Raw genomic sequence first — 26,843 nt, 5'->3', positions numbered from 1 at the left:
GTCGGCCTCCTGGTCTTGATCCACCCCCGAGGTGAACAGGACTGGGCGGATACGCTCGTCCCCGCGCAACAGTAGGGCTTCGGAGGTCGCTTGCAAAGCGACGCGACCACCCCCACACCGGCTGTGACCGCCGGCGATCGGAGAGCACGCTTGTTCATCGGAATCGGTACCGTCGTGAACGTCGCGACGGTCCTTGTCGGCTCGGTCCTCGGCGTCCTGATCGGCCACCGGCTGCCCGGCCGGACGCGCGACCTGGTCACCGACGCGCTCGGCCTGGTCACGCTGCTGATCGCGGTCACGTCGGCACTCACCGTCGGCGACGCGGCCCTCAGCGACGCGGTCGGCGACAGCGCTCCGGTCCTGATCGTGCTCGGCGCGATGCTAATCGGCGGGATCGTCGGCTCGCTGCTGAAGATCGAGCAACGCCTGGAGGGCTTCGGCAGCTGGCTCCAGCACCGCTTCAGCCGGGGCGACGGCGAGAGCACGTTCGTCGAAGGCTTCGTGACGTCGTCGATGGTGTTCTGCGTCGGGCCGTTGACCTTCCTGGGCGCGCTGTCCGACGGACTGGGCCGGGGCGCGGACCAGCTGTTCCTGAAGGCCGTGCTGGACGGATTCGCCTCGATCGCCTTCGCCGCCTCGCTCGGCTGGGGTGTCGCGGCGTCCGCGCTCGTCGTACTGGTGATCCAGGGCTTGATGACGGCCGTTGGTGCTCTGCTCGGCGACGTGCTGCCCGAGGCGCACGTCACGGCGCTGGGCGCGACGGGCGGCCTGCTGCTGATCGGTGTGGCGCTGCGGCTGCTGAAGATCAAGCAGGTGGCCGTCGCGGACCTGCTGCCGGCGCTGATCGTCGCGCCGCTGCTGGTCCAGCTCCTGGTTGTCGTGCGCAACTGACCGGTTGCTGACAGCAAAGAGCCCCGGTCTCGGTGGAGGCCGGGGCTCTTCGTCGTACGGGGTCAGTCCTCGCCGAGGTACGCCTTGCGGACGTCGTCGTTGACCAGCAGCTCGCGGCCGGTGCCCTGGACAACGATCTTGCCGACCTCCAGCACGTAGCCGTAGTCGGCGCGCTTGAGCGCCGCCTGGGCGTTCTGCTCGACCAGCAGGATCGTGGTGCCCTGCTTCTGCAGCTCGGTGACCGTCGTCATGATCCGCTTCATCATGATCGGCGACAGCCCCATCGACGGCTCGTCGAGCATCAGCAGCTTGGGACGGCTCATCATCGCCCGGCCCATCGCCAGCATCTGCTGCTCACCACCGGAGAACGTCCCGGCCGGCTGCTTGCGCCGCTCCCCCAGGATCGGGAACAGCTCGTACGCCGCGTCGAGGTCCTTGCGGATCACCGGCTGGTCGTTGCGGGTGAACGCGCCGAGCAGCAGGTTCTCCTCGACCGACAGCCGGGGGAAGATCCGCCGGCCCTCGGGCGAGTGCGCCAGCCCCATCGTGACGATGTCGTGAGCCGGTACGTCGTCGATGCGCTGACCCTGGAACAGGATCTCGCCCGACGTCGGGCGCAGCAGCCCCGAGATCGTCCGCAGCGTGGTCGTCTTGCCGGCGCCGTTGGTGCCGATCAGCGACACCACCTGCCCCTGCTCGACGGAGAAGCTGATCTTCTTCACCGCGACGATCTTGCCGTAGGCAACCTCGAGGTCGCGGACCTCCAGCATGGCGGTCATCGTCCCTCCTCCGGAACGTCCTGCGGCCGCTCGCCGGCGGCCGGCTCGTCGTCCTCGTCGTCGTCCTCACCGGTGCCGATGTAGGCCTCGATCACCCGCGGGTCCGACTGCACCTCACCCGGCGAGCCCTCGATCAGCGTCTCGCCGCGGACCAGGCACAGCACCCGGTCGCACAGGTTGAAGATGAACCGCATGTCGTGCTCGATCACGACCACCGACAGGCCCGAGTCGCGGATCTTGAAGATCAGCTCCATCGCCTGCCGGGTCTCCTGCGGGTTCATGCCCGCCGTCGGCTCGTCCAGCAGGATGAGCTTCGGGTCGGTGGCCAGCGCGCGGGCGATCTCGAGCCGCCGCTGGTCGCCGTACGGCATGTTCCGGGCCAGGTGCTCGCCCGACCGGCCCAGCCCGACGAACTCGAGCAGCTCCTGGGCGCGGGCCCGGGTGGCTGCCTCCTCGCGCCGGAACTTCGGGCCGCGCAGCACCGAGGTGAGCGCGCCCGAGCTGGTCCGGCAGTAGCGCCCGACCATCACGTTCTCCAGCGCCGTCATGTTCGCGAACAGCCGGATGTTCTGGAACGTACGGGCCATCCCGGCGCGGACCACGGCCCGCGGCTTGGGCGGCAGCGCCTGCCCCTCGAACCGGACCTGACCGCTGGTCGGCTTGTACAGCCCGGTCAGGCAGTTGAAGAACGTCGTCTTGCCGGCACCGTTCGGGCCGATCAGTCCGACGATCTCGCCCTCGCGGACGGTCAGGTTCACGTCGTTCACCGCCAGCAGACCACCGAACCGCATGGTCACGCCGGAAGCCTCCAGTACCGGCCGGCCAGTGCCCGGCGCGCTCGGCGCCGGTTCCGTGACGGTCATTTCGCCTCCTCGACCAGGTCGTGCTCGATCGCTTCGGCCAGCGCCTCGTCCTCTTCGTGGAACTCCAGCTGCCGGCGTCTGCTCGCGACCAGGCCCTCGGGCCGGAACCGCATCATGATCACCAGCAGCAGACCGAACAGCAGCAGCCGGTACTCGGAGAAGAACCGCAGCTTCTCCGGCAGCAGCTTCAGGATCGTCGCCCCGAGCAGCACGCCCGCGATGGTGCCCATACCGCCGAGCACGATCGCGGCCAGCAGGAACGCCGACTCCAGGAAGATGTACTGACCCGGTGAGACCGCGACGTCCTGGTGGGCCTTCACCGTGCCGGCCAGACCGGCCAGGAAGGCGCCGATCGCGAACGCCAGCAGCTTCAGCCCGAAGACGTTGACCCCCATCGCCTCGGCGGCCTTCTCGTCCTCGCGGATCGCCACCCAGCCCCGGCCGATCCGGCTGTCGTTGAGCCGGGAGAAGACCAGGATGATGAAGCCGATCAGGATCAGCAGCAGGAAGTAGTAGTTCGAGAACCGGCCCAGCTCGATCCCGGCGAGCGTGTGCGGCTTGCCGAAGTCGAAGCTGCCCAGCTGCAGGTCCGGGATGCCGGGAATACCGTTCGGGCCGTTGGTCAGCAGCGGACCGTTGGTGCCGTCCAGGTTGAACATCGCCAGCCGGAAGATCTCACCGAAGCCCAGCGTCACGATCGCCAGGTAGTCGCCCGAGACCCGCAGCGTCGGCGAACCGATGATCAGGCCCAGGACGGCCGACACGCAGCCACCGAGCAGGACCACGACGATGAACGGCGGGTGCCAGTCGATGGTCGCGAACGCCGACTCCGACAGCATCGCGGCGACGTACGCGCCGGAGCCGAGGAAGGCGATGTAGCCGAGGTCCAGCAGACCGGCCAGACCGACCACGATGTTCAGGCCCATCGCGGTGGCCGCGAAGATCAGCACCTGGGTCGCGATCGACATGTTCGCGTCCGAGCCGTTCTGGGTGAACGGGAAGAAGAACGCCACCGCGAACGACGCCAGCGTCAGCACCTTCTTGTGCCGCTGCGCCACGTGCCCGACCCAGCTCATCACGCCGGTCCGGAACAGCGCCGCGACGACCGCGGCGATGAACACCAGGCAGAGCACGAAGTTCCAGACGTCGGTCAGCCCGAGCGCGTACGCCGCGCCGAACAGCACGGCCGCCATCAGGATCGCGATCGACAGGATCTCGAACCAGCCCGGCAGCCGGGCCTCGCCGAGGTCGCGCAGCTCGCGGACCGGGATCATCCGCGACGAGACCAGCAGGGCCAGCGAACCGACCAGCGACACGTAGCCGCCCGGGTTCACGTTGATCAGGCCGTCGGACTCGATCGAGATCGCCACGAGGACGAGCACCAAGAACAGCGCCGTCGTCAGGCCGAGCGCCCGCAGACCGAGGGTCGCGTCGAGCCAGTGGCCGAGGCGGGAGGCCAGCGGGCCCTTCACCGTGAGCAGCAGGACCAGCGCGAGCACCGCGAGGATGATCGCGAGGATCTGCAGGGCACCGGGGTAGAAGTTGATCGACAGGTCGCCCAGGATCGAGCCGTCGTAGCTCCAGGACAGGAACGACCCGATGATCAGCAGCGCCACACCGGCGATACCGAGCGGCCAGGCCGCGGCCGGTAGAGCCGGCGGCGCCGCGAGGGTCTTCGTCGACTCACTCATGCGCGATCCACCACCCTTGCTCCGAGCAGGCCTTGCGGACGGAACACCAGCACCAGGATCAGGATGACGAACGCCCAGACATCCTTCCAGGAGCTACCACCGAACTGGCCCGGGATGTACTGCGTGGCGAGGGACTCGACCACACCGAGCAGCAGACCACCCAGGACCGCGCCCTGGATGTTGCCGATGCCACCGAGCACGGCGGCGGTGAAGGCCTTCAGACCGGCCAGGAAGCCCATCCGGTAGTCGACCAGGTTGTTCTGCACGCCCTGGGCCAGACCGGCCACGGCGGCCAGGACGGCGCCGAGCGCGAAGGCGACCACGATGATCCGGTCGACGTTGATGCCCATCAGCCGCGCGGTGTCCGGGTCCTGCGACACGGCCTGCATGCCGCGGCCCAGCTTGGTGCGGTTGATGAAGTACCACAGCAGCGCGGTGGAGACGACGAGCAGCAGGACGGTGAAGACCGCCGGCCGCTGGATCGTGACACCGCCGACCTGCAACGCGGTCCCCGAGACCACATCGATGGACGGGAAGGTGGTGCGCTGCTTGCCGCTCGGCCAGTCGACGTGCTTGATCAGTTCCTGGTACACCAGCCAGAACAGTTCGAGGACCAGGGCACCGGCCACGGCCGACTGCCAGATCGCGTCGCGCAACGCCGTCGCGCGTTCGCCACTGGCACCGAACCGGGCGACCAGCCAGCCGACCGCCGTACCGACGACGGCGCTGACCAGGAAGAACACGATGCTCAGCAACGGCTTGTAGTCCGGCGAGGCGACCCGCAGGGCGATCCACGCGGCCAGCGCACCGGCGCCGGCACCGAGCAGCGGGGCCCGGTCGCGCCACTTGGTCACCGGGTGGTTCAGGTTCACCTTCGTGCGCCGGCTACCGACCCAGTACGCCGTACCGATCGCGAGGATCGCGAACACCGGCACGGTCCAGACCGGACGGTCGTAGAACAGCCGGATGAACTCCTGCAGGAACACCGAGATACCGATCGCGGTGATCAGTGGCGCGAGGCGTGGCGCGTTCCGCAGGGGACGGTACGCGACACGTTCCATGGCCACCGCCGTACCGACCGAGGCCACGATGGCACCGACCAGCATCACCGGCAGGATCCACACACTGGTGTGTCCCTCGAAGAACAACAGGTACGTCGTCAGCGCGCCGAAGCCGCCGATCATGAAGACTTCGCCGTGCGCGAAGTTGATCAGCTGCACGATGCCGTAGACGACGGTGTACCCGACCGCGATCAGGGCGTACAGCGATCCGAGACTCAGCCCGATCACGAGCTGCTGTAAGAACTGGTCCACGTCGACCTCCCAACTCATTTCCGACATGCCACGGGGGTGGGACCGCGTCCCACCCCCGTGTCACGAGGTCGACCTACTTGGCTTCGAAGTCCTTGGTCTGGACAGCGGTGAACTTGCCACCGGTGACCTTGTAGACGGTGAGGACCTTGGAGGTGGTGTCGCCGTACTGGTCGAAGGCGACCTTGCCGGTGACGCCCTCGAAGGAGACCTTGGCGAGCTCCTCGACGGTCTTCGGCCGGGCGGCCTCGACGCTCTCGGCGTCCTTCAGCGAAACCTTGAGCGCGGCGATGATCGCGTTCGCGGCGTCGTAGGAGTAACCGCCGTAGGCGGCGTACGGGTCGGCGAACTTCGCGGCCTCGTAGTCGGCGACGAACTTCTTCGCCGACGGCAGCGTGTCGACCGGGGCGCCGACGGACGTGGCCAGGTCACCCTCGCCGGTCTTGCCGCTCAGCTTGACGAACTCCGGGTCGTAGATGCCGTCGCCACCCATCAGCGGGATGTTCAGGCCGGCGGCCTTCATCTGCTGCGAGAGCGGACCGGCCTGCGGGTACTGACCGCCGTAGTACAGGGCCTGCGGAGCGGACGGCTTGATCGCGGAGACGACGGCCTGGAAGTTGTTCTCGTCCTCGTTGATCGTCTCGGCCGCGACGACCTGGCCACCGAGCTTCTTGAACTCCTCGGTGAAGGTGCCGACCAGGCCCTGACCGTAGGCGCGCTTGTCGTGGATCGTCGCGACCTTGGTGATCTTGGCGGTCTCGTACAGGTAGCGCGCCGCGAACGGACCCTGGACGGCGTCCGTGGTGCAGGTGCGGAAGTACGTCGGGTAGGGCCGCTTCGGGCTCTTCTGCCAGTCGGCACCCTGGGTCAGGCCCGGGCCGGTGTTGGCCGGCGAGACCTGGGCGATGTTCTTCGGCGCCAGGATCGGCTGGACCTGCTGGGCGACGTCGGTGTTCAGCGTGCCGACCACGCCGATCACGTCGGCGTCCGACGAGACCGCGGTGGCCGCGTTCTTGCCGACGTCGGCCTTGCCCTCGTCGTCCTGGGCCGAGACCTCGAGCTTCCAGCCCGGGATCGCGTTGGAGTCGTTGGCCTGCTTGACCGCCAGTTCGACGGAGTGCTGGATACCCAGACCAAGCGCCGACAGGTCTCCCGACAGCGGCGCGATCACGCCGATCTTGGCGGTCTTGGTCGCATCGCCGGAGCCCCCGCCACCGTTGTCGTCACTGCGTGAACCGCAGGCAGTCAGGGCCAACGACGCAACGATCAGCGACGCGCCGACCCGTACTACGGAACGCTGGTGCACTGTTCCTCCCATGTCTGGATAGTCCGAGCGATCCCCGGACCCCCGCGATTCCCGCGAGCACCCGCAGGTTAGACCCCGCTGAGCGGTCAAGGCGAACGTGACCCAGCGTGTGTTGTGAGGTCGTTACCGCTGTAAGCACCATCCTGATCAGTCGCCACTGGCTTTGCTCAGCAGCTTCACTTTCGGTGACCGAGTGGCGCACTCAGAGCCACATTGACAACCAATGTGTGCCCCCTGTATTCGGCCGGGCACCACGCTGTGTGACCGCCGTCTCATTCCTCGGACGAAAGGCCGCCCCCGCCACGCCCGAACGGGTGGCGAACGACGGCCTTCCATGCCATGGACCGACCCGGCGGGGCTCGGCGGGGCGCCCGGGGCGCAGGTGCCCGTGCGGGGTGCCCGCGCGGGTGGTTGTCCCGGGTTGCGGTCAGGAGCCGGCTTCGTCGACGACGAGCTCGGCGACCTGGCGCATCGAGACGCGCTTGTCCATCGCGGTCTTCTGGATCCAGCGGAACGAGTCCGGCTCGGACAGGCCGAACTTGGTCTGCAGCACCGACTTGGCCCGGTCGACCAGCTTGCGGGTCTCCAGCCGCTCCGACAGGTCGGCGACCTCGCGCTCCAGCTCCGCGAGCTCGACGTACCGGCTGGCCGCGATCTCGATCGCCGGCAGCAGGTCGGCCTTGGAGAACGGCTTCACCAGGTACGCCATCGCTCCGGCGTCGCGGGCCCGCTCGACCAGCTCCCGCTGCGAGAACGCCGTCAGCATCAGCACCGGCGCGATCCGGTCCCCCGCGATCTTCTCCGCCGCACTGAGCCCGTCCAGCTTCGGCATCTTCACATCCAGGATCACCAGATCCGGCCGATGCTCCGTCGCGAGCCGAATGGCCTCCTCACCGTCCCCCGCCTGCCCGACGACGTCGTACCCCTCCTCAGCCAGCATCTCGGCCAGATCCATCCGGATCAAAGCTTCGTCCTCAGCGATCACCACACGCTTTGCAGTCACACCCGACACCATATCCAGCTGGGTCGTCGTGCGGCCGACATGCCAGGAACGTGGTGCCCCTTGGCCGTTCACCGACCTCCCATGGGCTACGATTTCCGAGCGAAAGCGCCCTGGTAGCCCAATCGGCAGAGGCCGTGCTCTCAAACAGCATCCAGTGTGGGTTCGAGTCCCACCCAGGGCACACAACCTCCCCGGGAACTGTCGGTTCCCGCTGCAAGACTCTTCTCGTGTACGACGCTCGCATCCGGCAGTCTGCGCTGGACTCACTCGCTGCGGGTGAGACTCTGAGTTCGGTCGGCCGTCGGCTTTCTGTCAGCCGCAGCGCGATTCGCGCCTGGCGGGACGAGCCTGCGCCTTCTGTTGATCCCACGGCATGTCCACGCTGCACAGGCTCGGCGCTCGCGGACGACGAGTACTCTCAGTTGCTGGTCTCTATCTGGGTGACGGCTGCCTGTCCGAGCACCGGAAGGCGGTCTTCGCTCTCCGGATCGCGTGCGACGACGCCTACCCCGGCATCATCGCCGACGCCGCAGAGGTCATCACCACCGTGAACCCAGGCCGGCCGGTCCATCGAGTTCAGGCACCCGGCTGCACTCACCTGGTGTCGTACTGGAAGCACTGGCCGTGCCTGTTCCCCCAGCACGATCCCGGGCGCAAACACCTCCGACCGATTGTCCTCGCCGACTGGCAACAAGAGATAGTTGCCCAACGCCCTGAACCGTTCCTCCGCGGCCTGTTCCTCTCCGACGGCTGCCGGGTGAACAACTGGACCACCCGCCAGGTCGGCCACCACGTACGCCGGTACGAGTACACCCGCTACATGTTCTCCAACGAATCCACCGACATCATGCGTCTGTGCCAGGGGGCCCTGGACCTGATCGACGTGCCCTGGCGAATGCCCCGCCCCAACGCCCTCTCAGTAGCCCGCCGGGAAGCCGTCGCCGTACTCGACCGGATCGTCGGCCCCAAAACCTGAGAAACAACTGCGGCCGGTCACCCGACCGGCCGCAGTTACACAGACTCACTCTTTGTTCTTGGTGTTACTTACTCCCGGTACGCCGGGGCGATGCCGGAGATGGCGTCGCCCATGCGGTGGACCCGGAGGGCGTTGGTGGAGCCCGGGATGCTGGGCGGGCTGCCGGCGACGATGACGACCAAGTCGCCCTTCTGCAGCTTGCCGAGCTCCAGCAGGCGCTGGTCGACCTGGCGGACCATCTCGTCGGTGTGGTCGACGGTGGGGACGATGTGGGTCTCGATGCCCCAGACGACGCTCAGCCAGGCGCTGACCGACGGGACGGGGGTGAAGGCCAGCACCGGGATCTCGGTGCGGTAGCGGGCCAGGCGGAGCGCCGAGTCGCCGGACTGGGTGAAGGCGACCAGGTACTTCGCCTCCAGCGCCTCGGCCACGTCGGCCGCGGCCTTGGCGATCACGCCACCCTTGGTCCGGGGTTCCCAGTCGATCGCGGCGACCCGGCCGAGGCCGTGCTCCTCGGTGGACTCCACGATCCGCGCCATCGTCTTGACGGTCTCGATCGGGAACCGGCCGACGCTGGTCTCGCCGGACAGCATCACCGCGTCCGCACCGTCCAGTACGGCGTTGGCGACGTCGGAGGCCTCGGCCCGGGTCGGGCGCGGGGCGGAGATCATCGACTCCAGCATCTGGGTGGCGACGATCACCGGCTTCGCGTTCAGCCGGGCCTGGTCGATGATCAGCTTCTGGACCAGCGGGACCTCCTCCAGCGGGAGCTCCACGCCGAGGTCGCCGCGGGCGACCATGAAGCCGTCGAAGGCCTCGATGATCTCGTCGAGGTTGGCGACCGCCTGCGGCTTCTCGATCTTGGCGACCACCGGGACCCGGTGACCTTCCTCGTCCATGATCTTGTGCACGATCTGGATGTCGGCGGCCCGCTGGACGAACGACATGGCGATCATGTCGGCCGGCAGGTGCAGGGCCCAGCGCAGGTCCTCCACGTCCTTCTCCGACATCGCCGGCACGCTCACGGTGGCACCGGGCAGGTTGATGCCCTTGTTGTTCGACACCGGCCCGCCGACGGTGACCCGGCAGATCACGTCGGTCTCGGTCACCTCCTCGGCGACCAGGGCGATGCGGCCGTCGTCGATGAGCAGCGGATCACCGGGGCTGACGTCGCCGGGAAGCCCGTCGTACGTCGTACCGCAGATGGTCACGTCACCGGGGACCTCACGGGTGGTGATGGTGAAGCGCTCGCCGTAGGTCAAGGTGACCTTGCCTTCGGCGAACTCGGCCAGCCGGATCTTCGGGCCCTGCAGGTCGACGAGGATGCCGACGTTTTTGCCGGTCTCCTCCGCTGCAGCGCGAATCCGGTGGTAGATGCGCTCATGCTCGGCGTGGGCGCCGTGGCTCAGGTTCAGCCGAGCGACGTCCATACCTGCTTGGACGAGTTCCAGGATGCGCTCCGGGGCGGCCGTAGCCGGGCCGAGCGTACAAACGATCTTTGCGCGACGCACGTCACAAAACCCTACTCCTACAAGACCACTGGCCCGCTGGTCCGCCCCCGTTACCGGGTGGTCAACAGCGGGTGACGAGCGTGAGAACGCCTGACCAGGCAGCAGATCTCAGGCGGGCAGCGGCCGGTACGTGCCGACCGTGACCTCGCCGGTGAGCTCGGCGGTGACGGTCTGCAGACCAGTCGGTCGGCCGTCGGAATAGGTGATCAGCGTGATCTCGCCCGGCCGCCGCAGTGTGTACCCCAGGGCGAACGCGTACGCCGCTCCGCCGGTCGTGCCGTTGGTGTACGTCGTGACCGAGCGCCCGTCGACGGTCTTCGTGTCGGGCCCGACCTGCCGGTGCAGGTGCCCGGAGACCACCAGCGACGCGCACCCCCGCGACGCGGTCTCCTGACCCGAGGAGGGGTCGTGCACGACCAGCGTCGAGATCGGCTCGTCCTCGGCCTGCGAGCAGGCGACGTCGGCCAGCCGGGTCGACTGCTCGCCCGTGGTCTCGTCGCCCGGTGAGTCGGCGCTGCCCAGTCCGGTCCGGGTCGGGTCGCTGTCGCCGAGGAAGCGGATGCCCTCGACCTCGACGGGTTTGCTGTCGAGCACGGTGAACTTGTTCCGCCGCATGGTCTCCTCGACGAATCCGCCGGAGTCGTGGTTGCCGGCCACGGCGACGACCTTGAGGTCCTTGAAGTGCTGGGCCAGCGAGTTGATGCTGAACGCCTCCCAGGACTGCCCCGACGAGGTGTCGTCGCCGGCGTCGATCAGCACCTTCGCCCCGGCCACCTTGGCGACCTCGGCGGCGAACGGGTCCATCCCGATGTTGTCGTGCCGGTCCGAGACGAGCAGCGCGACGGTCTCGCCCTCGCCGGCGGCGCGGATCCGTCCGCCGACCCGGCCGACGCGGTCGCGCAGCTGCCCGTAGAACTCGGTGGACCGCTCGTAGGTCTCGAACGCCGTACGGATGACGCCCACTCCCCCGTCGGTGGAGAACCCGGACGCGACCTCTACGGTCTTCAGCCGGTCGTCGAACGACACCTCCGGCAGCAGCTCCCCCAGCGGCCGCCAGGAGGTCGGCGGTGCCTGCGCCTGGCGCATCTGCCCGGGCCCGATCACCGACGCGACCGTCACCAGCAGAGCCACCAGTACGACGACCGCCCGGTGCTGCACGCGCCGCTCGCCCCTGTGCACCAACGCGAAGAGCTCACGCCGCCGGCGCGGACCGACCATCGCCCAGAGCGTCGTGACGAGCACCGTGACCAGCAGCCCCGACCCGACGCCGGCGACCGCGTTGTCGACGGCCATCTGCTGCACGACCTCGCGGATCCGCGCGATCTCACCGTCGGGCTGGGAGGCGATCAGCGCGTCGCGCTGGAGCAGGTCGTTGAGGTTGCTCGCATCGGTCTCCTGGACGTCGAGGTTGACGCCGAGCCCGAGCGGCAGGTTCATGTCCAGCCGCAGCCGCGGCAGCACGGCCCCGAGATCGAGGGTCGCGTGGGAGTCGAAGGTCGGCGAGACCTGCGCGGTGTGCGCGCCGATCGTGACCCGCTCGGAGTCGTTGGCGAACCCGAGCAGCCCGACGACGACCGAGACGACGAACCAGAGCACGACCAGCACGGCCCACGGCACCGCCTTGCGGAGCCGCACGCGGGTCAGGAGTCGTCGAGGCACGACCACCAACTTATGGGTCGGGGTCAAACCCTCGCTTGACCGGGCGCGGCGTTTCGGTGAATGCCGTACCCGGTCAGCAGGGGGTCAGACCACCAGCGGACGTGCCGTCGGTGGGATCGGCGTCGGGAGCGTGGACGATCCCGTCAGGAACGCGTCCACGCCGTTGGCGCAGGACCGCCCCTCGGCGATCGCCCAGACGATCAGCGACTGGCCGCGGCCCGCGTCACCGCAGGCGAAGACGCCGTCGACCGAGGTCTGGTACGCCTTGTCCCGCTTGACGTTGCCGCGCTCGTCGAGCTCGACGTCGAGCTGCTCGAGGAAGCCTTCCTTCTCCGGCCCGAGGAAGCCCATCGCCAGCAGCACCAGCTGCGCGGGGATGGTCCGCTCGCTGCCTTCCACCGGCGTGAACTTGCCGTTCACCATCTCGACCTCGACCAGGTCCAGCCCGGCGACCTGACCGTTGTCGTCGGCCACGAAGTTGTTCGTCGAGACGGCGTACACCCGCTCGCCGCCCTCCTCGTGCGCCGAGGCGACCCGGTAGATCATCGGGTACGTCGGCCACGGGTGCGCGTCCGGCCGCTCGTCCGACGGGCGCGGCATGATCTCCAGCTGGGTCACGCTGCGCGCGCCCTGCCGGTGCGCGGTGCCGAGGCAGTCGGCTCCGGTGTCACCACCACCGATGATCACGACATCCTTGTCGGTGGCAACGATCTGGTCCTCGACGGTCTCGCCGAGCGCGACCCGGTTGGCCTGCGGCAGGAACTCCATCGCCTGGTGGATCCCGCCGAACTCGCGGCCGGGCACCGGCAGGTCGCGGGCCGCGGTCGCGCCGGTGGCGATCACGACGGCGTCGTACCGCTGCTTGAGCTGGGTCCCGGTGACGTCCTTGCCGACGTTGACGCCGGAGCGGAAGACCGTGCCCTCTTCCTTCATCTGCTGGATCCGGCGCTCGACCTGGGCCTTCTCCATCTTGAACTCGGGGATGCCGAAGCGGAGCAGCCCGCCCGGCGCCGAGGCCCGCTCGTACACCGCGACGGTGTGACCGGCGCGGGTCAGCTGCTGGGCGACAGCCAGACCGGCCGGGCCGGAACCGACGACCGCGATCGTCTTGCCGGTCAGCCACTCCGGCGGCTGGGGGCGGACGTCGCCGGCCTCCCAGGCCTTGTCGATGATCGCGACCTCGACGTTCTTGATCGTCACCGGTTCCTGGTTGATGCCGAGCACGCAGGCCGGCTCGCAGGGCGCCGGGCAGAGCCGGCCGGTGAACTCGGGGAAGTTGTTGGTCGCGTGCAGCCGCTCGATCGCCCCGGTCCAGTCGTCGCGCCAGACCAGGTCGTTCCACTCCGGGATCAGGTTGCCCAGCGGGCACCCGGAGTGGCAGAACGGAATCCCGCAGTCCATGCACCGGCCGGCCTGCTTGCCGATGATCGGCAGCAGCGCCTTGCCGGCTCCGCCCGGGTAGACCTCTTTCCAGTCCTGCTTGCGCTCCTCGACCGGACGGCGGTCGGCCACCTCCCGCGGGGTGGTCAGGAATCCCTTCGGGTCAGCCATCAGATGGCCTCCATCATCGCTCGCGTGGTGGCGTCCTCGTCCAGCCCGTCGCGCTCGGCGGCCGCCTTGGCCGCCAGCACCCGGGCGTAGTCGCGGGGCATCACCGTGGTGAACCTGGTCTCGGCGGCGGTCCAGTCCGCGAGCAGCTTGGCCGCCCGCTCCGAACCGGTCTCCTCGTGGTGACGGCGGACCAGGTCCTGCAACAGGTCGGACTCCTCGGAGGTGAGCGGGAGCAGGTCGACCAGCTCCGGGTTCACCAGCGCGGGGTCCAGGTCGAGCACGTGGGCCACGCCGCCCGACATGCCCGCCGCGAAGTTCCGTCCGGTGGCGCCGATCACGACGACGCGGCCCCCGGTCATGTACTCGCAGGCGTGGTCGCCGACCGCTTCGACGACCGCGGTGGCACCGGAGTTCCGGACGCAGAACCGTTGCCCCGCGCCGCCGTTGATGAACAGCTCACCGGACGTCGCGCCGTACGCGATGACGTTGCCGGCGATGATCTGGTCGGCCGCGTCGAACCGCGCGTCGCGGTCCGGGCGGATCACGACCCGACCACCGGACAGGCCCTTGCCGACGTAGTCGTTGGCGTCGCCCTCGAGCCGCAGCGTCACCCCGCGCGGGACGAACGCCGCGAACGAGTTGCCGGCCGACCCGGTGAAGGTCAGGTCGATGGTCCCGTCGGGCAGCCCGGCCGCGCGGTACTTCTTGGTGATCTCGTGGCCGAGCATCGTGCCGACGGTCCGGTTGACGTTGCGGATCGGGAGCTGGGCCCGGACCGGTTCGCCGTTCTCGATGGCCGGCGCGCAGATCCGGATGAGCTCGTTGTCGAGCGCCTTGTCCAGGCCGTGGTCCTGCTTGACGGTCTGGTGCAGCGAGGCGCCCTCGGGCAGTGCCGGCACGTGCAGGATCGGCGACAGGTCGAGCCCGTCAGCCTTCCAGTGGTCGACCGCCCGCTTGATGTCCAGCACCTCGGCGTGGCCGATCGCCTCGTCCAGCGTCCGGAAGCCGAGCTCCGCCAGGTACTCGCGGACCTCCTCGGCGATGAACTCGAAGAAGTTCACCACGAACTCCGGCTTGCCGGCGAACCGCTCGCGCAGGACCGGGTTCTGCGTGGCGACGCCGACCGGGCAGGTGTCCAGGTGGCAGACGCGCATCATGATGCAGCCCGACACCACCAGCGGCGCGGTCGCGAAACCGAACTCCTCGGCCCCGAGCAGCGCAGCGACGACGACGTCGCGACCGGTCTTCAGCTGACCGTCCGTCTGGACGACGATACGGTCGCGCAAACCGTTCAGCAGCAGGGTCTGCTGGGTCTCGGCCAGGCCCAGCTCCCACGGACCACCGGCGTGCTTGAGCGACGTCAGCGGAGCCGCACCGGTCCCGCCGTCGTGACCAGAGATCAGTACGACGTCCGCGTGCGCCTTGCTGACACCCGCCGCGATCGTGCCGACCCCGACCTCCGAGACCAGCTTCACGTGCACCCGTGCGGACGGGTTCGCGTTCTTCAGGTCGTGGATCAGCTGGGCCAGGTCCTCGATCGAGTAGATGTCGTGGTGCGGCGGCGGCGAGATCAGGCCGACGCCCGGCGTCGAGTGTCTCGTCCCGGCGACCCACGGGTACACCTTGTGGCCGGGCAGCTGCCCGCCCTCGCCGGGTTTCGCGCCCTGCGCCATCTTGATCTGGATGTCGTCGGAGTTCGTCAGGTACTCCGCCGTCACGCCGAAGCGGCCGGACGCGACCTGCTTGATCGAGCTGCGCAGCTCCGGGTCGTGCAGGCGGTTGGAGTCCTCGCCACCCTCACCGGTGTTCGACTTGCCGCCGAGGCGGTTCATCGCGACGGCCAGCGTGGTGTGCGCCTCGGCGCTGATCGAGCCGTAGCTCATCGCGCCGGTGCTGAACCGCCGGACGATCTCCGCCACCGGCTCGACCTCGTCGATCGAGATCGGCTCGCGACCCGAGTCACTGTGTTGATCTTTGAAGCCGAACAGCCCGCGCAGCGTCATCAGCCGCTCGGACTGCTCGTCGACGCGGCTCGTGTACTGCTTGAAGATGTCGTACCGGCCGGTCCGCGTCGAGTGCTGCAGGCGGAACACGGTCTCGGGGTCGAACAGGTGCGGCTCGCCTTCACGCCGCCACTGGTACTCGCCGCCGATCTCGAGCTTGCGGTGCGCCGGCAGGATCCCGCTGGCCGGGTAGGCCCGCAGGTGCCGCCGGTGGACCTCCTCGGCGACGACGTCCAGGCCGATGCCGCCGAGCTTGCTCGCCGTACCGGTGAAGTAGTTGTCCACCAGGTCCGGTGCCAGGCCGGACGCCTCGAAGATCTGCGCGCCCGTGTACGACGCGACGGTGCTGACGCCCATCTTGGACATCACCTTGAGCACGCCCTTGCCGAGCGACTTCACGACGTTGCGGACCGCCTGGTCGGGGTCGACCCCGGGCAGGTAGGTGCCACGCCGGGCCAGGTCCTCGGCCGACTCGAGCGCCAGGTACGGGTTGACCGCGGCCGCGCCGTAGCCCATCAGGGTCGCGACGTGGTGCACCTCGCGGACGTCACCGGCCTCGACGACCAGCCCGACCTGGGTGCGGGTCTTCTCGCGGACCAGGTGGTGGTGCACCGCGGAGGTGAGCAGCAGCGACGGGATCGGCGCCTTCTCGGCGTTGGAGTGCCGGTCGGACAGGACCAGGATCCGGGCGCCGTCGGCGATCGCCGCGGACGCCTCGGCGCAGATCTCGTCCAGCCGGTCCTTCAGCGCGTCGCCGCCGCCCTCGACGTCGTACACGCCGCGCAGGACCATCGTCGCCAGGCCCGGCATGTCGCCGTCCAGGTTGATGTGCCGCAGCTTGGCCAGCTCGTCGTTGGTGATCACCGGGAACGGCAGCACCACCTGACGACACGACGCCGGGCCGGGGTCGAGCAGGTTCGACTCCGGGCCGAGACTCGACGACAGCGAGGTCACCAATTCCTCACGGATCGCGTCCAGCGGCGGGTTCGTCACCTGGGCGAACAGCTGCACGAAGTAGTCGAACAGCAGCCGCGGACGATCGCTCAGCACGGCGATCGGGGTGTCGGTGCCCATCGAGCCGATCGGCTCCGCGCCGGTCTTGGCCATCGGGGTGAGCAGGACCCGCAGCTCCTCCTCGGTGTACCCGAAGACCTGCTGGCGGCGGGTCACCGACGCGTGGCTGTGGACGACGTGCTCGCGCTCGTGCAGGTCCTCGAACCGGATCAGGCCGGCGTGCAGCCACTCGTCGTACGGGTTCTCGTCGGCCAGCGCGGACTTCACCTCGGCGTCGGTGACGATCCGGTGCGCCTCGACGTCGACCAGGAAGATCCGGCCCGGCTCGAGCCGGCCCTTCTGGGTGATCGTCGCGGGGTCGATGTCCAGTACGCCGGCCTCGGAGGCCAGCACGACCAGGCCGTCCTCGGTGACCCAGTAGCGCGACGGGCGCAGGCCGTTGCGGTCGAGCACCGCACCGACCTTGGTGCCGTCGGAGAACACGACACTCGCGGGGCCGTCCCAGGGCTCCATCAGGGTTGAGTGGAACTCGTAGAACGCGCGGCGCTTCGAATCCATCGTGGCGGCGTTCTCCCACGCCTCCGGGATCATCATCAGCATCGCGTGCGGCAGCGAACGGCCGCCCAGGTGCAGCAGCTCGAGCACCTCGTCGAAGGACGCGGAGTCCGAAGCGCCCGGCGTACAGATCGGGTACAGCTGCTCGAGGTCACCCGGGATCAGCTCGCTCGCGAGCAGGGCCTCGCGGGCGCGCATCCAGTTCCGGTTGCCCTGGACGGTGTTGATCTCACCGTTGTGGGCGATGTACCGGTACGGGTGGGCCAGCGGCCAGGACGGGAACGTGTTGGTGGAGAACCGGCTGTGCACGACGCCGATCGCCGAGGCGAGGTCGGGGTCGGTCAGCTCGGGGAAGAACTTGTCCAGCTGGTCGGTGGTCAGCATCCCCTTGTAGGTGATGGTCCGCCCCGACAGCGACGGGAAGTACGTCGCGGTCTCGCGCTCGGCGCGCTTGCGCAGCCGGAACGCCATCCGCTCCAGGGCCAGGCCGAGCACGCGGCCGGCCTTCGACGCGACGAACAACTGGCGGAAGACGGGCATCACCGAACGGGCGGTGCTTCCGAGCAGGTCCGGTGTCGTCGGTACGTCGCGCCAGCCGAGGACGGTCAGGTTCTCCTCGTCGGCGAGCTCCTCGATCCGGGCCACCGCCTTGGCGGCGTCGTCCGGGTCCTGCGGCAGGAACGCGATCCCGGTCGCGTAGGCGCGCGCGACGGGCAGGTCGAAGTCGCACACCTTGCGGTAGAACGCGTCCGGGACCTGGATCAGGATGCCGGCACCGTCACCGGAGTCAGGCTCGGCACCGGAGGCTCCACGATGCTCGAGGTTGCGCAGGGCAGTCAAAGCCTTGGCCACGATGTCGTGGCTCGGTTCACCGGTCAGGGTGGCGACGAAGGCGACACCGCACGCGTCGTGCTCGTGCTTGCCGTCGTACAGACCCTCGCTGGGGCTCTGCTCGCCAAAGAAAGGGGGGCGACCAAACATTCAGGGCTCCCGTCGTCCTACGGTCAACAACTGGCCGCGGGACAACACTGGCCCAAGCCGGGAGTCCCGAGACTACCTCAAGACGCCCGACTGGTGGACAGTCGTTTCACGGCCGGACGCCCTTTCACTGTTGAGTGTCACGCCCTGTAAGCAAGCGCTCACTCCGCCACTCCATCTTCGCAGTTGGCGCCCTCCGCGACCACCCGAAACCAGGTGAACATCCGGCGTGTCTTCAGGCAGGGTTGCTGCTCGTGCACCCGACCTGGACCCCGCTCACCACCGGCACCGGCCACAACGGAGGAGTCTGGCGTACGCCGGAGGGCACGGTGGTCAAACGCCTCGTGCGCGGAGCTGAGGACCCCCGCCACTACACCTACTGGCGCCGGCAGGCCCTGGTGGCCGAGTCCGGGCTTGTACGGCGTACGCCGGGGCTGAGGGCGCCGGAGACGCTGCGGGTGGAGGAGGACGCCGAGGGCATCACGCTGTGGATGGAGTGGGTCGAGCCGGCCCGAGGTGAGCCGGGCACCCGTTCACTTGTTGCCGATCTCCTCCTGGCCGCCGCTCTCGGGCGCTTCGCCCGCGCCGACGTGACCGAGCCGCCGTGGGGTGCGCGCGACGTACTGGCGGCGCGCTTGGAGACTGTTGCTCGGCGCGGTGGCTGGTCCGCTCTCGGTTCTGCCGGCTTGAGCGATTCGTTGCTTGAGGCCCTCAATCGGTTGTGGACGCACCGGAAGGCCGCGCTGGCGGAGCTCGCGGCGTTGCCGCGGGTGCCGACCCACGGGGACGCGCACCCGGTCAACTTGCTCGGGCGCGACGGGGACGACGTGGTGGCGATCGACTGGGAGCAGTTCGGGCTCGGGCCGCTCGGGTTCGATCTCGGGTATCTGTTGCTGGCGTCCAATCGTTCGCTGGACGAGCTGGTCGACGCCTTCGGCGATCCCGGCGTACGGCGTGGTGCCGTGCTCGTTGCCGCGTTCACCGCAGCGTCACGGGCTGCTTGGGCACTCGGGCAGCCAGACGCCGGTGGGCATGTGCGGCGGTTGGTGGAGCTGGAGGAGGTTGTCCATCTCGCCTGCGACTAAGCGGTGTAGCTGGGGTGGTGTCCTGCAGTACGGCGTACTGGGTATCGGTTGGGGTCAGCCGATGCCGGGGCCGACGAGGGTGCCGACGAAGTACGTGAGGGCGGCGGCGGCCGCGCCGAGGAGGAGTTGGCGGAGGCCGGAGTACCACCAGGAGCGGCTGGTGACGCGGCTGACGACGGCGCCGCAGACGAACAGCGCGGTGAGGGACATGATCAGCGCCGGGAGGACGTTGGAGGCGCCGAGGAGGTACGGCAGGAGCGGGATCAGCGCGCCGACGGCGAAGCAGACGAACGACGACGCGGCCGCGACGACCGGCGACGGGAGGTCGTTGGGGTCGATGCCGAGCTCTTCGCGGACGTGTTCCTCGAGGGCCTGCTCGGGGTTGGCGTGGAACTGCTTGGCGACCTTGTCGGCCAGGTCTGCATCGAGGCCCTTCGCCCGGTAGGTGTCGGCGAGCTCGAGCTCCTCGTCCCCGGGGTGCCGCTGGATCTCCAGCCGCTCGACCTCGATCTCGGCCCGCGCCAGCTCCCGCTGCGACGCCACGGAGGTGTACTCCCCCGCCGCCATCGAGAACGCTCCCGCAGCCAGCCCGGCCAGCCCCGCCAGCACGATGAACTGCGACCCCGACGAGGTCCCGCCGTCCATCCCCGCGATCAGCGCGAAGTTGCTGACCAGCCCGTCCATCGCCCCGAACACCGCCGGCCGCAGCCACCCACCGGTCACGTCCCGATGAGTGTGATCCCCCGAGTGCTCCGCAGAAACAGTCCGTACGCCGGTACGCCGCCCGGCCGCGTCACCCGCCGGGGAGGCGCTCGCACCCGAACCACCCGGCAGCGGCGCACCGCTCGACTCGGCACGCACCCCCGGACCCCCACCCGGCAACGGCGCACCGCTCAACTCAGCAGGCACCCCCGGATCCCCACCCGGCAACGGCGCACCGCTCAACTCGGTAGGCATTGCCGGATCCCCGCCCACCGAGCCGGGAGCGGACGAACCCGGCCCACCCGCCGCGGGCCCGGCAACCGGGGCGGCACCAGCGCCGGGTGCTACGTCCGCCCGCGTTGCGCCGCCAGCGGCGGCCGAGCTTTGCTCGTCGCCCACCGGGTGCGCGCTCACACCTGAGTCCGCCTGCGGCGGTGTTTCGCCGTTGGCGTGAACAGGCGACGAGGTGGGCTCGTCGCCTGTTGGGGTGGTGCTGTGGTCAGTCACGCGGCCCGTCGGCGGGCGCGGTCGGGGTGGTGTCGCCGGCCGGGGTGCTCGCACCCGCAGGGCGATCGCCAGCAGGAACGCCGGCACCCGCCGGGCGACCGTTGGTAGGCACGCTCGCACCCGCCGGGCGACCGTCGGCAGGCACGCTCGCATCCGCCGGGCGGCCGGCATCGGCCACACTCGCACCCGTCGGGCGGTCGCCTGCAGGCACGCTCGCACCCACAGGGCGGTCGCCAGCAGGCGCACCAGCACCTTCGGGGCGCTCGCTCTCGGGGGTGCTCTCGTCCCCGGTGTCGACCAGCGAAGCACCGCTCGCAGGCTCGTCGGCGTTCTCACTCGCGTCCGCTACCTGGTCGGCGGCCGACGGGGTGTCGTCGTCCTCCGGCGTAGCCGTGCGGAGGTCTTCCTGGCCGGGGTGCCGGCGGGCGCTCAGGATGAAGAACACCACCGCGGCCGCGAACACGATCAGCGACGTCCACACGTTCAGGCGCAGGCCGAGCACGTGGTCGGCGGTGTCGATGCGGAGGTTCTCGATCCACGCACGGCCGACGGTGTAGCCGGCGACGTACAGGGCGAAGGCCCGGCCGTGGCCGAGCTTGAAGCGGCGGCCGGCGAGGAGCACCAGCGCGACGACACCGAGGTTCCACAGGGCTTCGTACAGGAACGTCGGGTGGAAGGTCGCGTACTGCTCGAACCCGGCCACGCGGTGCTGCGGGTCGATCTCCAGGCCGAACCAGTGCGTCGTCGGGCGCCCGTACAGCTCCTGGTTCCAGTAGTTGCCGAAGCGGCCCAGGACCTGCGCCAGGGCGATACCGGGCGCCATCGCGTCCGCGACGGCGAGGAACGGGACCTTGTGCCGGCGGCAGGCGATCCACGCGCCGAGCGCGCCGAACGCGATCGCGCCCCAGATGCCGAGTCCGCCGTGCCAGATCTTCAGCGCCTCGACCGGGTCGCCGTCCTTGCCGAAGTACCGGCTCCAGTCGGTGACGACGTGGTAGATCCGGGCGCCGACCAGACCGAACGGCACCGCCCACATGATGATGTCGGCGAGCACCTCGGCCGAACCGCCGCGGGAGACCCAGCGCTTCCGGCCGAGCCAGTAACCGACGAAGATACCGGCCAGGATGCACAGTGCGTAGGCGCGCAGCGGCAGCCCGAAGAGGTGCCAGACGCCCTGGCTGGGACTGGGAATGAAGGCCGGCAAGATCACGGCGGTCAGCTGACTAGACATGGCAAGCACGAACGCTACTCGACCGTCCCCACCGCGACCACCAACCTGCGGTCACGATGGGGACTCGGAGTGTGGCCGCCGGTACGCCGGTAGCCGCACTCCGAGCGGCCGAATCAGCCCTTGGCCTCGTTGACGGCCGCGGTGATGCCCTCGGGCGTCAGCGCGTCGGCCGGCAGCATCTTGTCGTTGACGAACACGGTCGGTGTGCCCTCGACCTTGCGGGTGGTGGCCGCCTGGCCGACCGACTCCAGCCAGCCGCCGTACGTGGTGCCCTTCACGCCGGCCTCGAACTTGGCGTCGTCGACCTTCAGCTGCTTGCCCAGCTCGATCAGCTGGTCCTCGGTCCACGACTTCGCGAAGTCGGCGTACAGCTCGTCGGCGTAGCTGCGGGCCTTGCCCTCGGCGGCCGCGGCCGCGAAGGCGTTCGCCAGCCGCGGCGAGTTGTCCGGGTTGACGAACATCAACGGCCAGTAGGTCAGGGTGACCGTGCCGTCGTCGACGAGCTTGTTGATCGTGTCGCCGGACTCGTCCTCGAAGTCCTTGCAGTGCGGGCAGCGGAAGTCCAGGTACAGGTCGATGTTGACCTTGGCGCCCGCCTGCCCGACCTTGACGCCCTGCCCGTTGGTGCCCGGACCGGTGATCACGGTCGGCTCGGGTCCGCCGCTGGAGCTGACCTCGACGCCGGAGTTGCTGCGCCAGTACTGGACACCGACGCCCGCGCCGAGCGCGAGCACCAGGATCACCACGACGACGACGCCGGGCCCGATCCGGCGCTTCTTGCTCTGCAGCAGCGGGTTCACCGGGGTTTTGCTCTTGCTCACGACGCCGTAGCTCCTGTCGGTACGTGGGGATCGGATTCGAGGGCGAACTTGCTGAACGGCCGGACGAACAGCCAGCCCGCGAGGACGAGCAGACCGGTGTCGCGCAGGATCTCCTGCAGGTACTTGGTCTGCCCGGCCGCGACCGTACCGCCACCGCCGAAGCAGCCGCAGTCGATCGACAGGCCGCGGACCCAGGCGGAGGAGACCGCGGCGATGAACACCACCATGAAGACCCCGGCGGCCACACCGGCCGGCCGGGTCCCGAAGCCGACGATCAGCAGCAGACCGATCGCCATCTCGAGGAACGGCAGACCCCACCCCACCGGGGTCACCAGTGCCTGAGGCAACAAGTCGTAGGCCCGGACGGCCTGGGCGGCCATCGCCGGGTCGGCGACCTTGAGGGCGCCGGCCACCAGCATCACGGCGCCCAGCGTCAGCCGGGCCGCCGTCGACACCCAGGGCAACCAGGCCCGCCGGCTCACCGGTTGTCCTCCACCAGCTTGCCGAAGTCGTGCGCCATGTCACCGATCGCGGCGTTGTCGAGCCACAGCACGGTGGCCTTCTCGTCCTTGCCGAAACCGAGCACCTGGGCGCCGTGGCCGACCTCGTACCCGCCGGACGGCAGCTTCTTCATGCCTTCGACCGGGACCCCGACGGCCTTCGCGATGTCCTTGATCGAGGTCAGCGACCCGGTCAGCCCGACGAACGACGGGTCGAACCGGTCCAGGTACTTGCGGATCACCGGACCGGTGTCCCGCGCCGGGTCCGTGGTGACGAACAGCATCTGTACGTCGCCACGGACGGCGTCGTCGAGCTTGGTCAGCGCGGAGGCGACGTCGGCCATCACGGTCGAGCAGACGTCCGGGCAGTTGGTGTAGCCGAAGAAGACCAGCGTGACCGGCTTCTTGGTCGACGTCCGCAGGTTGAACTCGTTGCCTCCGGTGTCGGTCAGCGACTTGGCCGGCAGCGCGTACGGCCGGTCCAGCACCGCGCCGCGCAACCCGTTGGGGTCACCCGATGCGGTGCGGATCACAGCTCCGCCCGGGTTGTCGGCCTGCTGCTTCTGCCCGCTGCTGCACCCGGCGAGGGCGAGCAGAGTCACCGCGGCGAGGAGAACGGCCGCGTTCCTGGTTCGACTCACGGGCGTCTAACGAGCGGCGGGCGTCGCGGGTTCCCGCCGGACGCCTTCGGACAGACTTTCCGTCAGGGCCCGGACGGCGGCCGGCCCGTCACCGGCGGCCTTCACCAGCGCGGACCCGACGATCACCGCGTCCGCGTACGTCGCGATCGCGGCCGCCTGGTCCGCGTTCGACACCCCGAGCCCGACACCGACCGGCAGCCCGGTCGTCGCCTTGGTCCGGGCCACCAGCGGCGCCGCCAGGTCGGAGGCCTGCTCGCGGGTCCCGGTGACGCCCATCACGGCGGTCGCGTAGACGAAGCCGCGGCAGTTCGCGGTCGTCATCGCGATCCGCGCGTCGGTCGACGACGGCGAGACCAGGAACACCTTGTCCAGGTCGTGCTTGTCGGCCGCGGCGATCCACTCGCCGGCCTCGTCGGGGACCAGGTCGGGCGTGATCAGGCCCGCTCCTCCGGCCGCCGCGAAGTCGGTGGCGAACCGGTCGACGCCGTACCGCTCGATCGGGTTCCAGTAGGTCATGATCAGCACCGGTACGTCGGCGTACGCCGCGACCTTCTCGATCGTGGCGAGCACGTCGCGGGTCCGCAGCCCTCCGGCCAGCGCGACCTCGGCCGCCCGCTGGATGGTCGGGCCGTCCATCACCGGGTCGGTGTAGGGCAGGCCGATCTCGAGCACGTCCGCGCCGCCGTCGATCATCGCCTTGATGACGTCGACACCGCCGTCGATCGACGGGTACCCGGCCGGCAGGTAGCCGACCAGCGCGGCCCGTCCCTCGTCGTTGGCCTTCCGGATCGCGCGCCCTGCGTTGCCCAGGGCAATCACATCGTTCATGCCTGGTGGCCCTTCTCGTCGATCAGGCCGAACCACGTGCCGGCCGTGTCCATGTCCTTGTCGCCGCGGCCGGACAGGTTCACCAGCAGCACGGCGTCCGGGCCGAGCTCCTTGGCGACCTCCAGCGCGCCGGCGACCGCGTGCGCCGACTCGATCGCGGGGATGATGCCCTCGGTCCGGGCCAGCAGCTTGAACGCGTCCATCGCGTCCGCGTCGGTCACCGGCCGGTACGACGCCCGCCCGGTCTCCGCGAGCCACGAGTGCTCCGGGCCGACGCCCGGGTAGTCCAGGCCGGCCGAGATCGAGTGCGACTCGATCGTCTGGCCGTCGTCGTCCTGCAGCAGGTACGACCGGGCGCCGTGCAGGACGCCGATCTGGCCGGCCGTGATGGTCGCGGCGTGCCGGCCGGTCTCGTAGCCGTCGCCGCCGGCCTCGATCCCGTACAGCTTGACGCCGGTGTCCGGCACGAACGCGGCGAACAGGCCGATCGCGTTCGACCCGCCGCCGACACAGGCGATCGCCGCGTCGGGCAGCCGGCCGAGCAGCTCCAGCGACTGGGCCCGGGCCTCGTCGCCGATGCCGCGGACGAAGTCGCGCACCATCGCCGGGAACGGGTGGCCGCCGGCCGCCGTACCGAGCAGGTAGTGGGTGTTGTCGACGCTGGAGACCCAGTCGCGCAGGGCCTCGTTGATCGCGTCCTTCAGCGTCCGCGAGCCGGTCTTGACCGGGATCACCTCGGCGCCGAGCAGCTTCATCCGGGCCACGTTGAGCGCCTGGCGCTCGGTGTCGACCTCGCCCATGTAGACGACGCACTCGAGGTCCAGGTACGCGCAGGCGGTCGCGGTGGCGACGCCGTGCTGGCCGGCGCCGGTCTCGGCGATCACGCGGGTCTTGCCCATCCGCTTGGTCAGCAACGCCTGGCCGAGCACGTTGCGGACCTTGTGCGCGCCGGTGTGGTTGAGGTCCTCGCGCTTGAGCAGGATGCGGGCGCCGGCGACGTCGGACAGCCGGGTGGCGTCGTACAGCAGGCTCGGCGTCCCGGCGTACTCGCGCAGCATCCGCTCGAACTCGTCGGTGAAGGCCTTGTCGGCCATCGCCTCCTGCCACGCGGTGGTCAGCTCGTCCAGCGGGGCGATCAGGGCCTCCGGCATGAACCGGCCGCCGAAGCGGCCGAAGTGCCCGAGCTGGTCGGGAAGCAGTGCGGTCATCTCTTCACCTTCCGACCCCACCCCGGCCAGGTCCGGAAACGGTCCGCGGGCCCGGCCGAAGCCGAGCCCGCGGACGGTGTCAGGACCCCCGACCAGGCAGGGGTTCTACGTCTCAGTGACGCTGCTGGATGGCGGGGTGCGATCCGGCAGCGACCAGATCGGCGACCGAGCTGCGGGGATCGCTGCCGGTCACCAGGGTTTCACCGACGAGGACGACATCGGCCCCGGCGCGCGCGAACTCGATTACATCACGCGGGCCGCGGACACCGGACTCCGCCACCCGGACCAGGTTGGCCGGGATGCCGGGCGCGACCCGGGCGAAGGTGTCGCGGTCGATCTCGAGGGTCTTCAGGTTGCGGTTGTTCACGCCGATCAGCTGGGCTCCGGCGTCGACGGCGCGCCGGGTCTCCTCCTCGTCGTGCACCTCGACCAGCGGGCACAGGCCGATCGACTGGGCCCGCTCGATCAGCGAGACCAGCGCCTCCTGCTCCAGGGCCGCCACGATCAGCAGCACCATGTCCGCACCGGCCGCGCGGGCCTCCCACAGCTGGTACGAGGAGACCACGAAGTCCTTGCGCAGCACCGGGACGTCGACCTTGCCGCGGACCGCGCGCAGGTCGTCGAGGCTGCCGTTGAAGCGCCGCTTCTCGGTCAGCACCGAGATCGCCGCCGCGCCGCCCTGCTCGTACTCCCCGGCCAGCGCGGCCGGGTCGGTGATCTCGGCCAGCGCGCCCTTGGACGGGCTGGAGCGCTTCACCTCGGCGATCACCGCGATCCCGTCGCCGCGGAAGACCGGCATCGGGTCCTTGGCGTCGGGCATCCGCTGGGCCTCGAGCTTCAGGTCGTCCAGGCTGACCGACGCCTGGCGCTCCGCGAGGTCCTCCCGAACCCCGGCGAGGATGTCGTCAAGCACAGTCATGTCGTGGTCCGTCCGTCAGTGGTGGTCGCTGGACTTGGCACCGAAGCCGAGCAACTGCATCACCTTGCCGACCAGTCCGCCGGCCACCGCGATCGCGGCGGAGATCCAGAACAGCACCCAGTTCGGTCCCATCACCATCGCGATGGCGCCGAGAGTGAAGCCGACCAGCACGATCACCACGGCGGTCCAGGCCGCGGGAGTGCTGCCGTGCAGGCCGCCCGCGTGGGCGTCGTCGTCGCTGTCGTACTTGACCGGTACTTCCGTGCTGGTTTTGTCCGTCACCTGGGCCACTCCTCGTCGTCGTCCCGTCC

Annotated in this window: 22 protein-coding genes and 1 tRNA gene; 4 read left to right on the top strand and 19 right to left on the bottom strand. The window is 69.5% G+C overall.

What is annotated here, in order from left to right; genetic code table 11:
- The first annotated feature begins 150 nt into the window (after positions 1–150).
- Positions 151–891, top strand: a complete 741-nt coding sequence (locus tag ACLQ2O_RS33385; RefSeq protein ID WP_425839759.1) for a DUF554 domain-containing protein — start codon at positions 151–153, stop codon at positions 889–891.
- 62 nt (positions 892–953) lie between these two features.
- On the opposite strand, the gene ACLQ2O_RS33380 is transcribed toward ACLQ2O_RS33385, so the two are convergent.
- The 6 genes from ACLQ2O_RS33380 to ACLQ2O_RS33355 all read right to left on the bottom strand — a co-directional run bounded on the left by ACLQ2O_RS33380 (position 954) and on the right by ACLQ2O_RS33355 (position 7,855).
- Positions 954–1,670 (bottom strand): ABC transporter ATP-binding protein, encoded by a 717-nt coding sequence (locus ACLQ2O_RS33380; RefSeq protein WP_425839756.1) that lies wholly within the window; start codon positions 1,668–1,670, stop codon positions 954–956.
- Entirely contained in the window at positions 1,667–2,533 is an 867-nt protein-coding gene (locus ACLQ2O_RS33375; RefSeq protein WP_425839753.1) for an ABC transporter ATP-binding protein, read from the bottom strand. Before ACLQ2O_RS33375 ends, ACLQ2O_RS33380 begins: the two co-directional genes overlap by 4 nt.
- Positions 2,530–4,224, bottom strand: a complete 1,695-nt coding sequence (locus ACLQ2O_RS33370) for a branched-chain amino acid ABC transporter permease (protein WP_425839750.1) — start codon at positions 4,222–4,224, stop codon at positions 2,530–2,532. Before ACLQ2O_RS33370 ends, ACLQ2O_RS33375 begins: the two co-directional genes overlap by 4 nt.
- Positions 4,221–5,537 carry a branched-chain amino acid ABC transporter permease gene (locus tag ACLQ2O_RS33365; RefSeq protein ID WP_425839747.1) on the bottom strand — a complete coding sequence of 439 codons (1,317 nt, stop codon included), beginning with the start codon at positions 5,535–5,537 and terminating at the stop codon, positions 4,221–4,223. Before ACLQ2O_RS33365 ends, ACLQ2O_RS33370 begins: the two co-directional genes overlap by 4 nt.
- Before the next feature lie 73 nt (positions 5,538–5,610).
- Complete coding sequence (locus ACLQ2O_RS33360; protein ID WP_425839744.1) at positions 5,611–6,852, bottom strand: branched-chain amino acid ABC transporter substrate-binding protein; 1,242 nt, start codon at positions 6,850–6,852, stop codon at positions 5,611–5,613.
- A 415-nt stretch (positions 6,853–7,267) separates the two neighbouring features.
- A complete protein-coding gene (locus tag ACLQ2O_RS33355; protein WP_425839741.1) occupies positions 7,268–7,855 on the bottom strand; it encodes an ANTAR domain-containing response regulator in 588 nt (195 codons plus the stop codon).
- Positions 7,856–7,950: 95 nt separating this feature from the next.
- Between ACLQ2O_RS33355 and ACLQ2O_RS33350 the strand changes: the two genes are divergently transcribed.
- Both ACLQ2O_RS33350 and ACLQ2O_RS33345 read left to right on the top strand, forming a co-directional pair.
- Positions 7,951–8,024, top strand: a tRNA-Leu gene (locus tag ACLQ2O_RS33350).
- A 192-nt stretch (positions 8,025–8,216) separates the two neighbouring features.
- Positions 8,217–8,819: a transcriptional regulator gene (locus ACLQ2O_RS33345; RefSeq protein WP_425839739.1), complete on the top strand. Its 603-nt coding sequence runs from the start codon at positions 8,217–8,219 to the stop codon at positions 8,817–8,819.
- 68 nt (positions 8,820–8,887) lie between these two features.
- Here the strand turns inward: ACLQ2O_RS33345 and pyk are convergent, their stop codons facing one another.
- From pyk to gltB, 4 genes are all read right to left on the bottom strand, one after another.
- On the bottom strand, positions 8,888–10,330 hold the full coding sequence (gene pyk, locus ACLQ2O_RS33340; RefSeq protein WP_425839736.1) for a pyruvate kinase: 1,443 nt from the start codon (positions 10,328–10,330) through the stop codon (positions 8,888–8,890).
- Between the two features lie 108 nt (positions 10,331–10,438).
- Positions 10,439–11,989 carry a metallophosphoesterase family protein gene (locus ACLQ2O_RS33335; RefSeq protein WP_425839733.1) on the bottom strand — a complete coding sequence of 517 codons (1,551 nt, stop codon included), beginning with the start codon at positions 11,987–11,989 and terminating at the stop codon, positions 10,439–10,441.
- 84 nt (positions 11,990–12,073) lie between these two features.
- The gene (locus ACLQ2O_RS33330; protein ID WP_425839730.1) at positions 12,074–13,540 is read right to left on the bottom strand and encodes a glutamate synthase subunit beta; all 1,467 of its coding nucleotides are present in this window, start codon (positions 13,538–13,540) and stop codon (positions 12,074–12,076) included.
- Positions 13,540–18,093 carry a glutamate synthase large subunit gene (gltB, locus tag ACLQ2O_RS33325; RefSeq protein WP_425839727.1) on the bottom strand — a complete coding sequence of 1,518 codons (4,554 nt, stop codon included), beginning with the start codon at positions 18,091–18,093 and terminating at the stop codon, positions 13,540–13,542. The genes ACLQ2O_RS33330 and gltB overlap by 1 nt, the downstream gene beginning before the upstream one ends.
- 251 nt (positions 18,094–18,344) lie before the next feature.
- Here gltB and ACLQ2O_RS33320 point away from each other — a divergent pair, with 251 nt between their 5' ends.
- The gene (locus ACLQ2O_RS33320) at positions 18,345–19,175 is read left to right on the top strand and encodes a phosphotransferase family protein (protein ID WP_425839724.1); all 831 of its coding nucleotides are present in this window, start codon (positions 18,345–18,347) and stop codon (positions 19,173–19,175) included.
- Positions 19,176–19,229: 54 nt separating this feature from the next.
- Here ACLQ2O_RS33320 and ACLQ2O_RS33315 read toward each other — a convergent pair whose 3' ends face one another.
- From ACLQ2O_RS33315 to ACLQ2O_RS33275, 9 genes are all read right to left on the bottom strand, one after another.
- Entirely contained in the window at positions 19,230–20,132 is a 903-nt protein-coding gene (locus tag ACLQ2O_RS33315; RefSeq protein WP_425839721.1) for a VIT1/CCC1 transporter family protein, read from the bottom strand.
- 244 nt (positions 20,133–20,376) lie between these two features.
- Positions 20,377–21,615: a prolipoprotein diacylglyceryl transferase gene (gene lgt, locus ACLQ2O_RS33310; protein WP_425839718.1), complete on the bottom strand. Its 1,239-nt coding sequence runs from the start codon at positions 21,613–21,615 to the stop codon at positions 20,377–20,379.
- Between the two features lie 113 nt (positions 21,616–21,728).
- Positions 21,729–22,436 carry a DsbA family protein gene (locus tag ACLQ2O_RS33305; protein WP_425839714.1) on the bottom strand — a complete coding sequence of 236 codons (708 nt, stop codon included), beginning with the start codon at positions 22,434–22,436 and terminating at the stop codon, positions 21,729–21,731.
- Positions 22,433–22,918, bottom strand: a complete 486-nt coding sequence (locus tag ACLQ2O_RS33300) for a DoxX family protein (protein WP_425839712.1) — start codon at positions 22,916–22,918, stop codon at positions 22,433–22,435. Before ACLQ2O_RS33300 ends, ACLQ2O_RS33305 begins: the two co-directional genes overlap by 4 nt.
- Positions 22,915–23,577, bottom strand: a complete 663-nt coding sequence (locus ACLQ2O_RS33295) for an SCO family protein (protein ID WP_425839709.1) — start codon at positions 23,575–23,577, stop codon at positions 22,915–22,917. The genes ACLQ2O_RS33300 and ACLQ2O_RS33295 overlap by 4 nt, the downstream gene beginning before the upstream one ends.
- Positions 23,578–23,583: 6 nt before the next feature.
- On the bottom strand, positions 23,584–24,405 hold the full coding sequence (gene trpA, locus ACLQ2O_RS33290; RefSeq protein ID WP_425839707.1) for a tryptophan synthase subunit alpha: 822 nt from the start codon (positions 24,403–24,405) through the stop codon (positions 23,584–23,586).
- Positions 24,402–25,613, bottom strand: coding sequence for a tryptophan synthase subunit beta (trpB, locus tag ACLQ2O_RS33285; RefSeq protein WP_425839704.1), 1,212 nt, complete (start codon positions 25,611–25,613; stop codon positions 24,402–24,404). The genes trpA and trpB overlap by 4 nt, the downstream gene beginning before the upstream one ends.
- 112 nt (positions 25,614–25,725) lie before the next feature.
- Entirely contained in the window at positions 25,726–26,532 is an 807-nt protein-coding gene (gene trpC / locus ACLQ2O_RS33280) for an indole-3-glycerol phosphate synthase TrpC (protein ID WP_425839701.1), read from the bottom strand.
- Between the two features lie 15 nt (positions 26,533–26,547).
- Positions 26,548–26,814 (bottom strand): HGxxPAAW family protein, encoded by a 267-nt coding sequence (locus tag ACLQ2O_RS33275; RefSeq protein WP_425839698.1) that lies wholly within the window; start codon positions 26,812–26,814, stop codon positions 26,548–26,550.
- Positions 26,815–26,843: the final 29 nt, after the last annotated feature.

The sequence above is a fragment of the Kribbella sp. DT2 genome (assembly GCF_049844575.1).
Classification (GTDB): domain Bacteria; phylum Actinomycetota; class Actinomycetes; order Propionibacteriales; family Kribbellaceae; genus Kribbella.
This window is presented reverse-complemented; position numbering and strand designations above follow the sequence as displayed.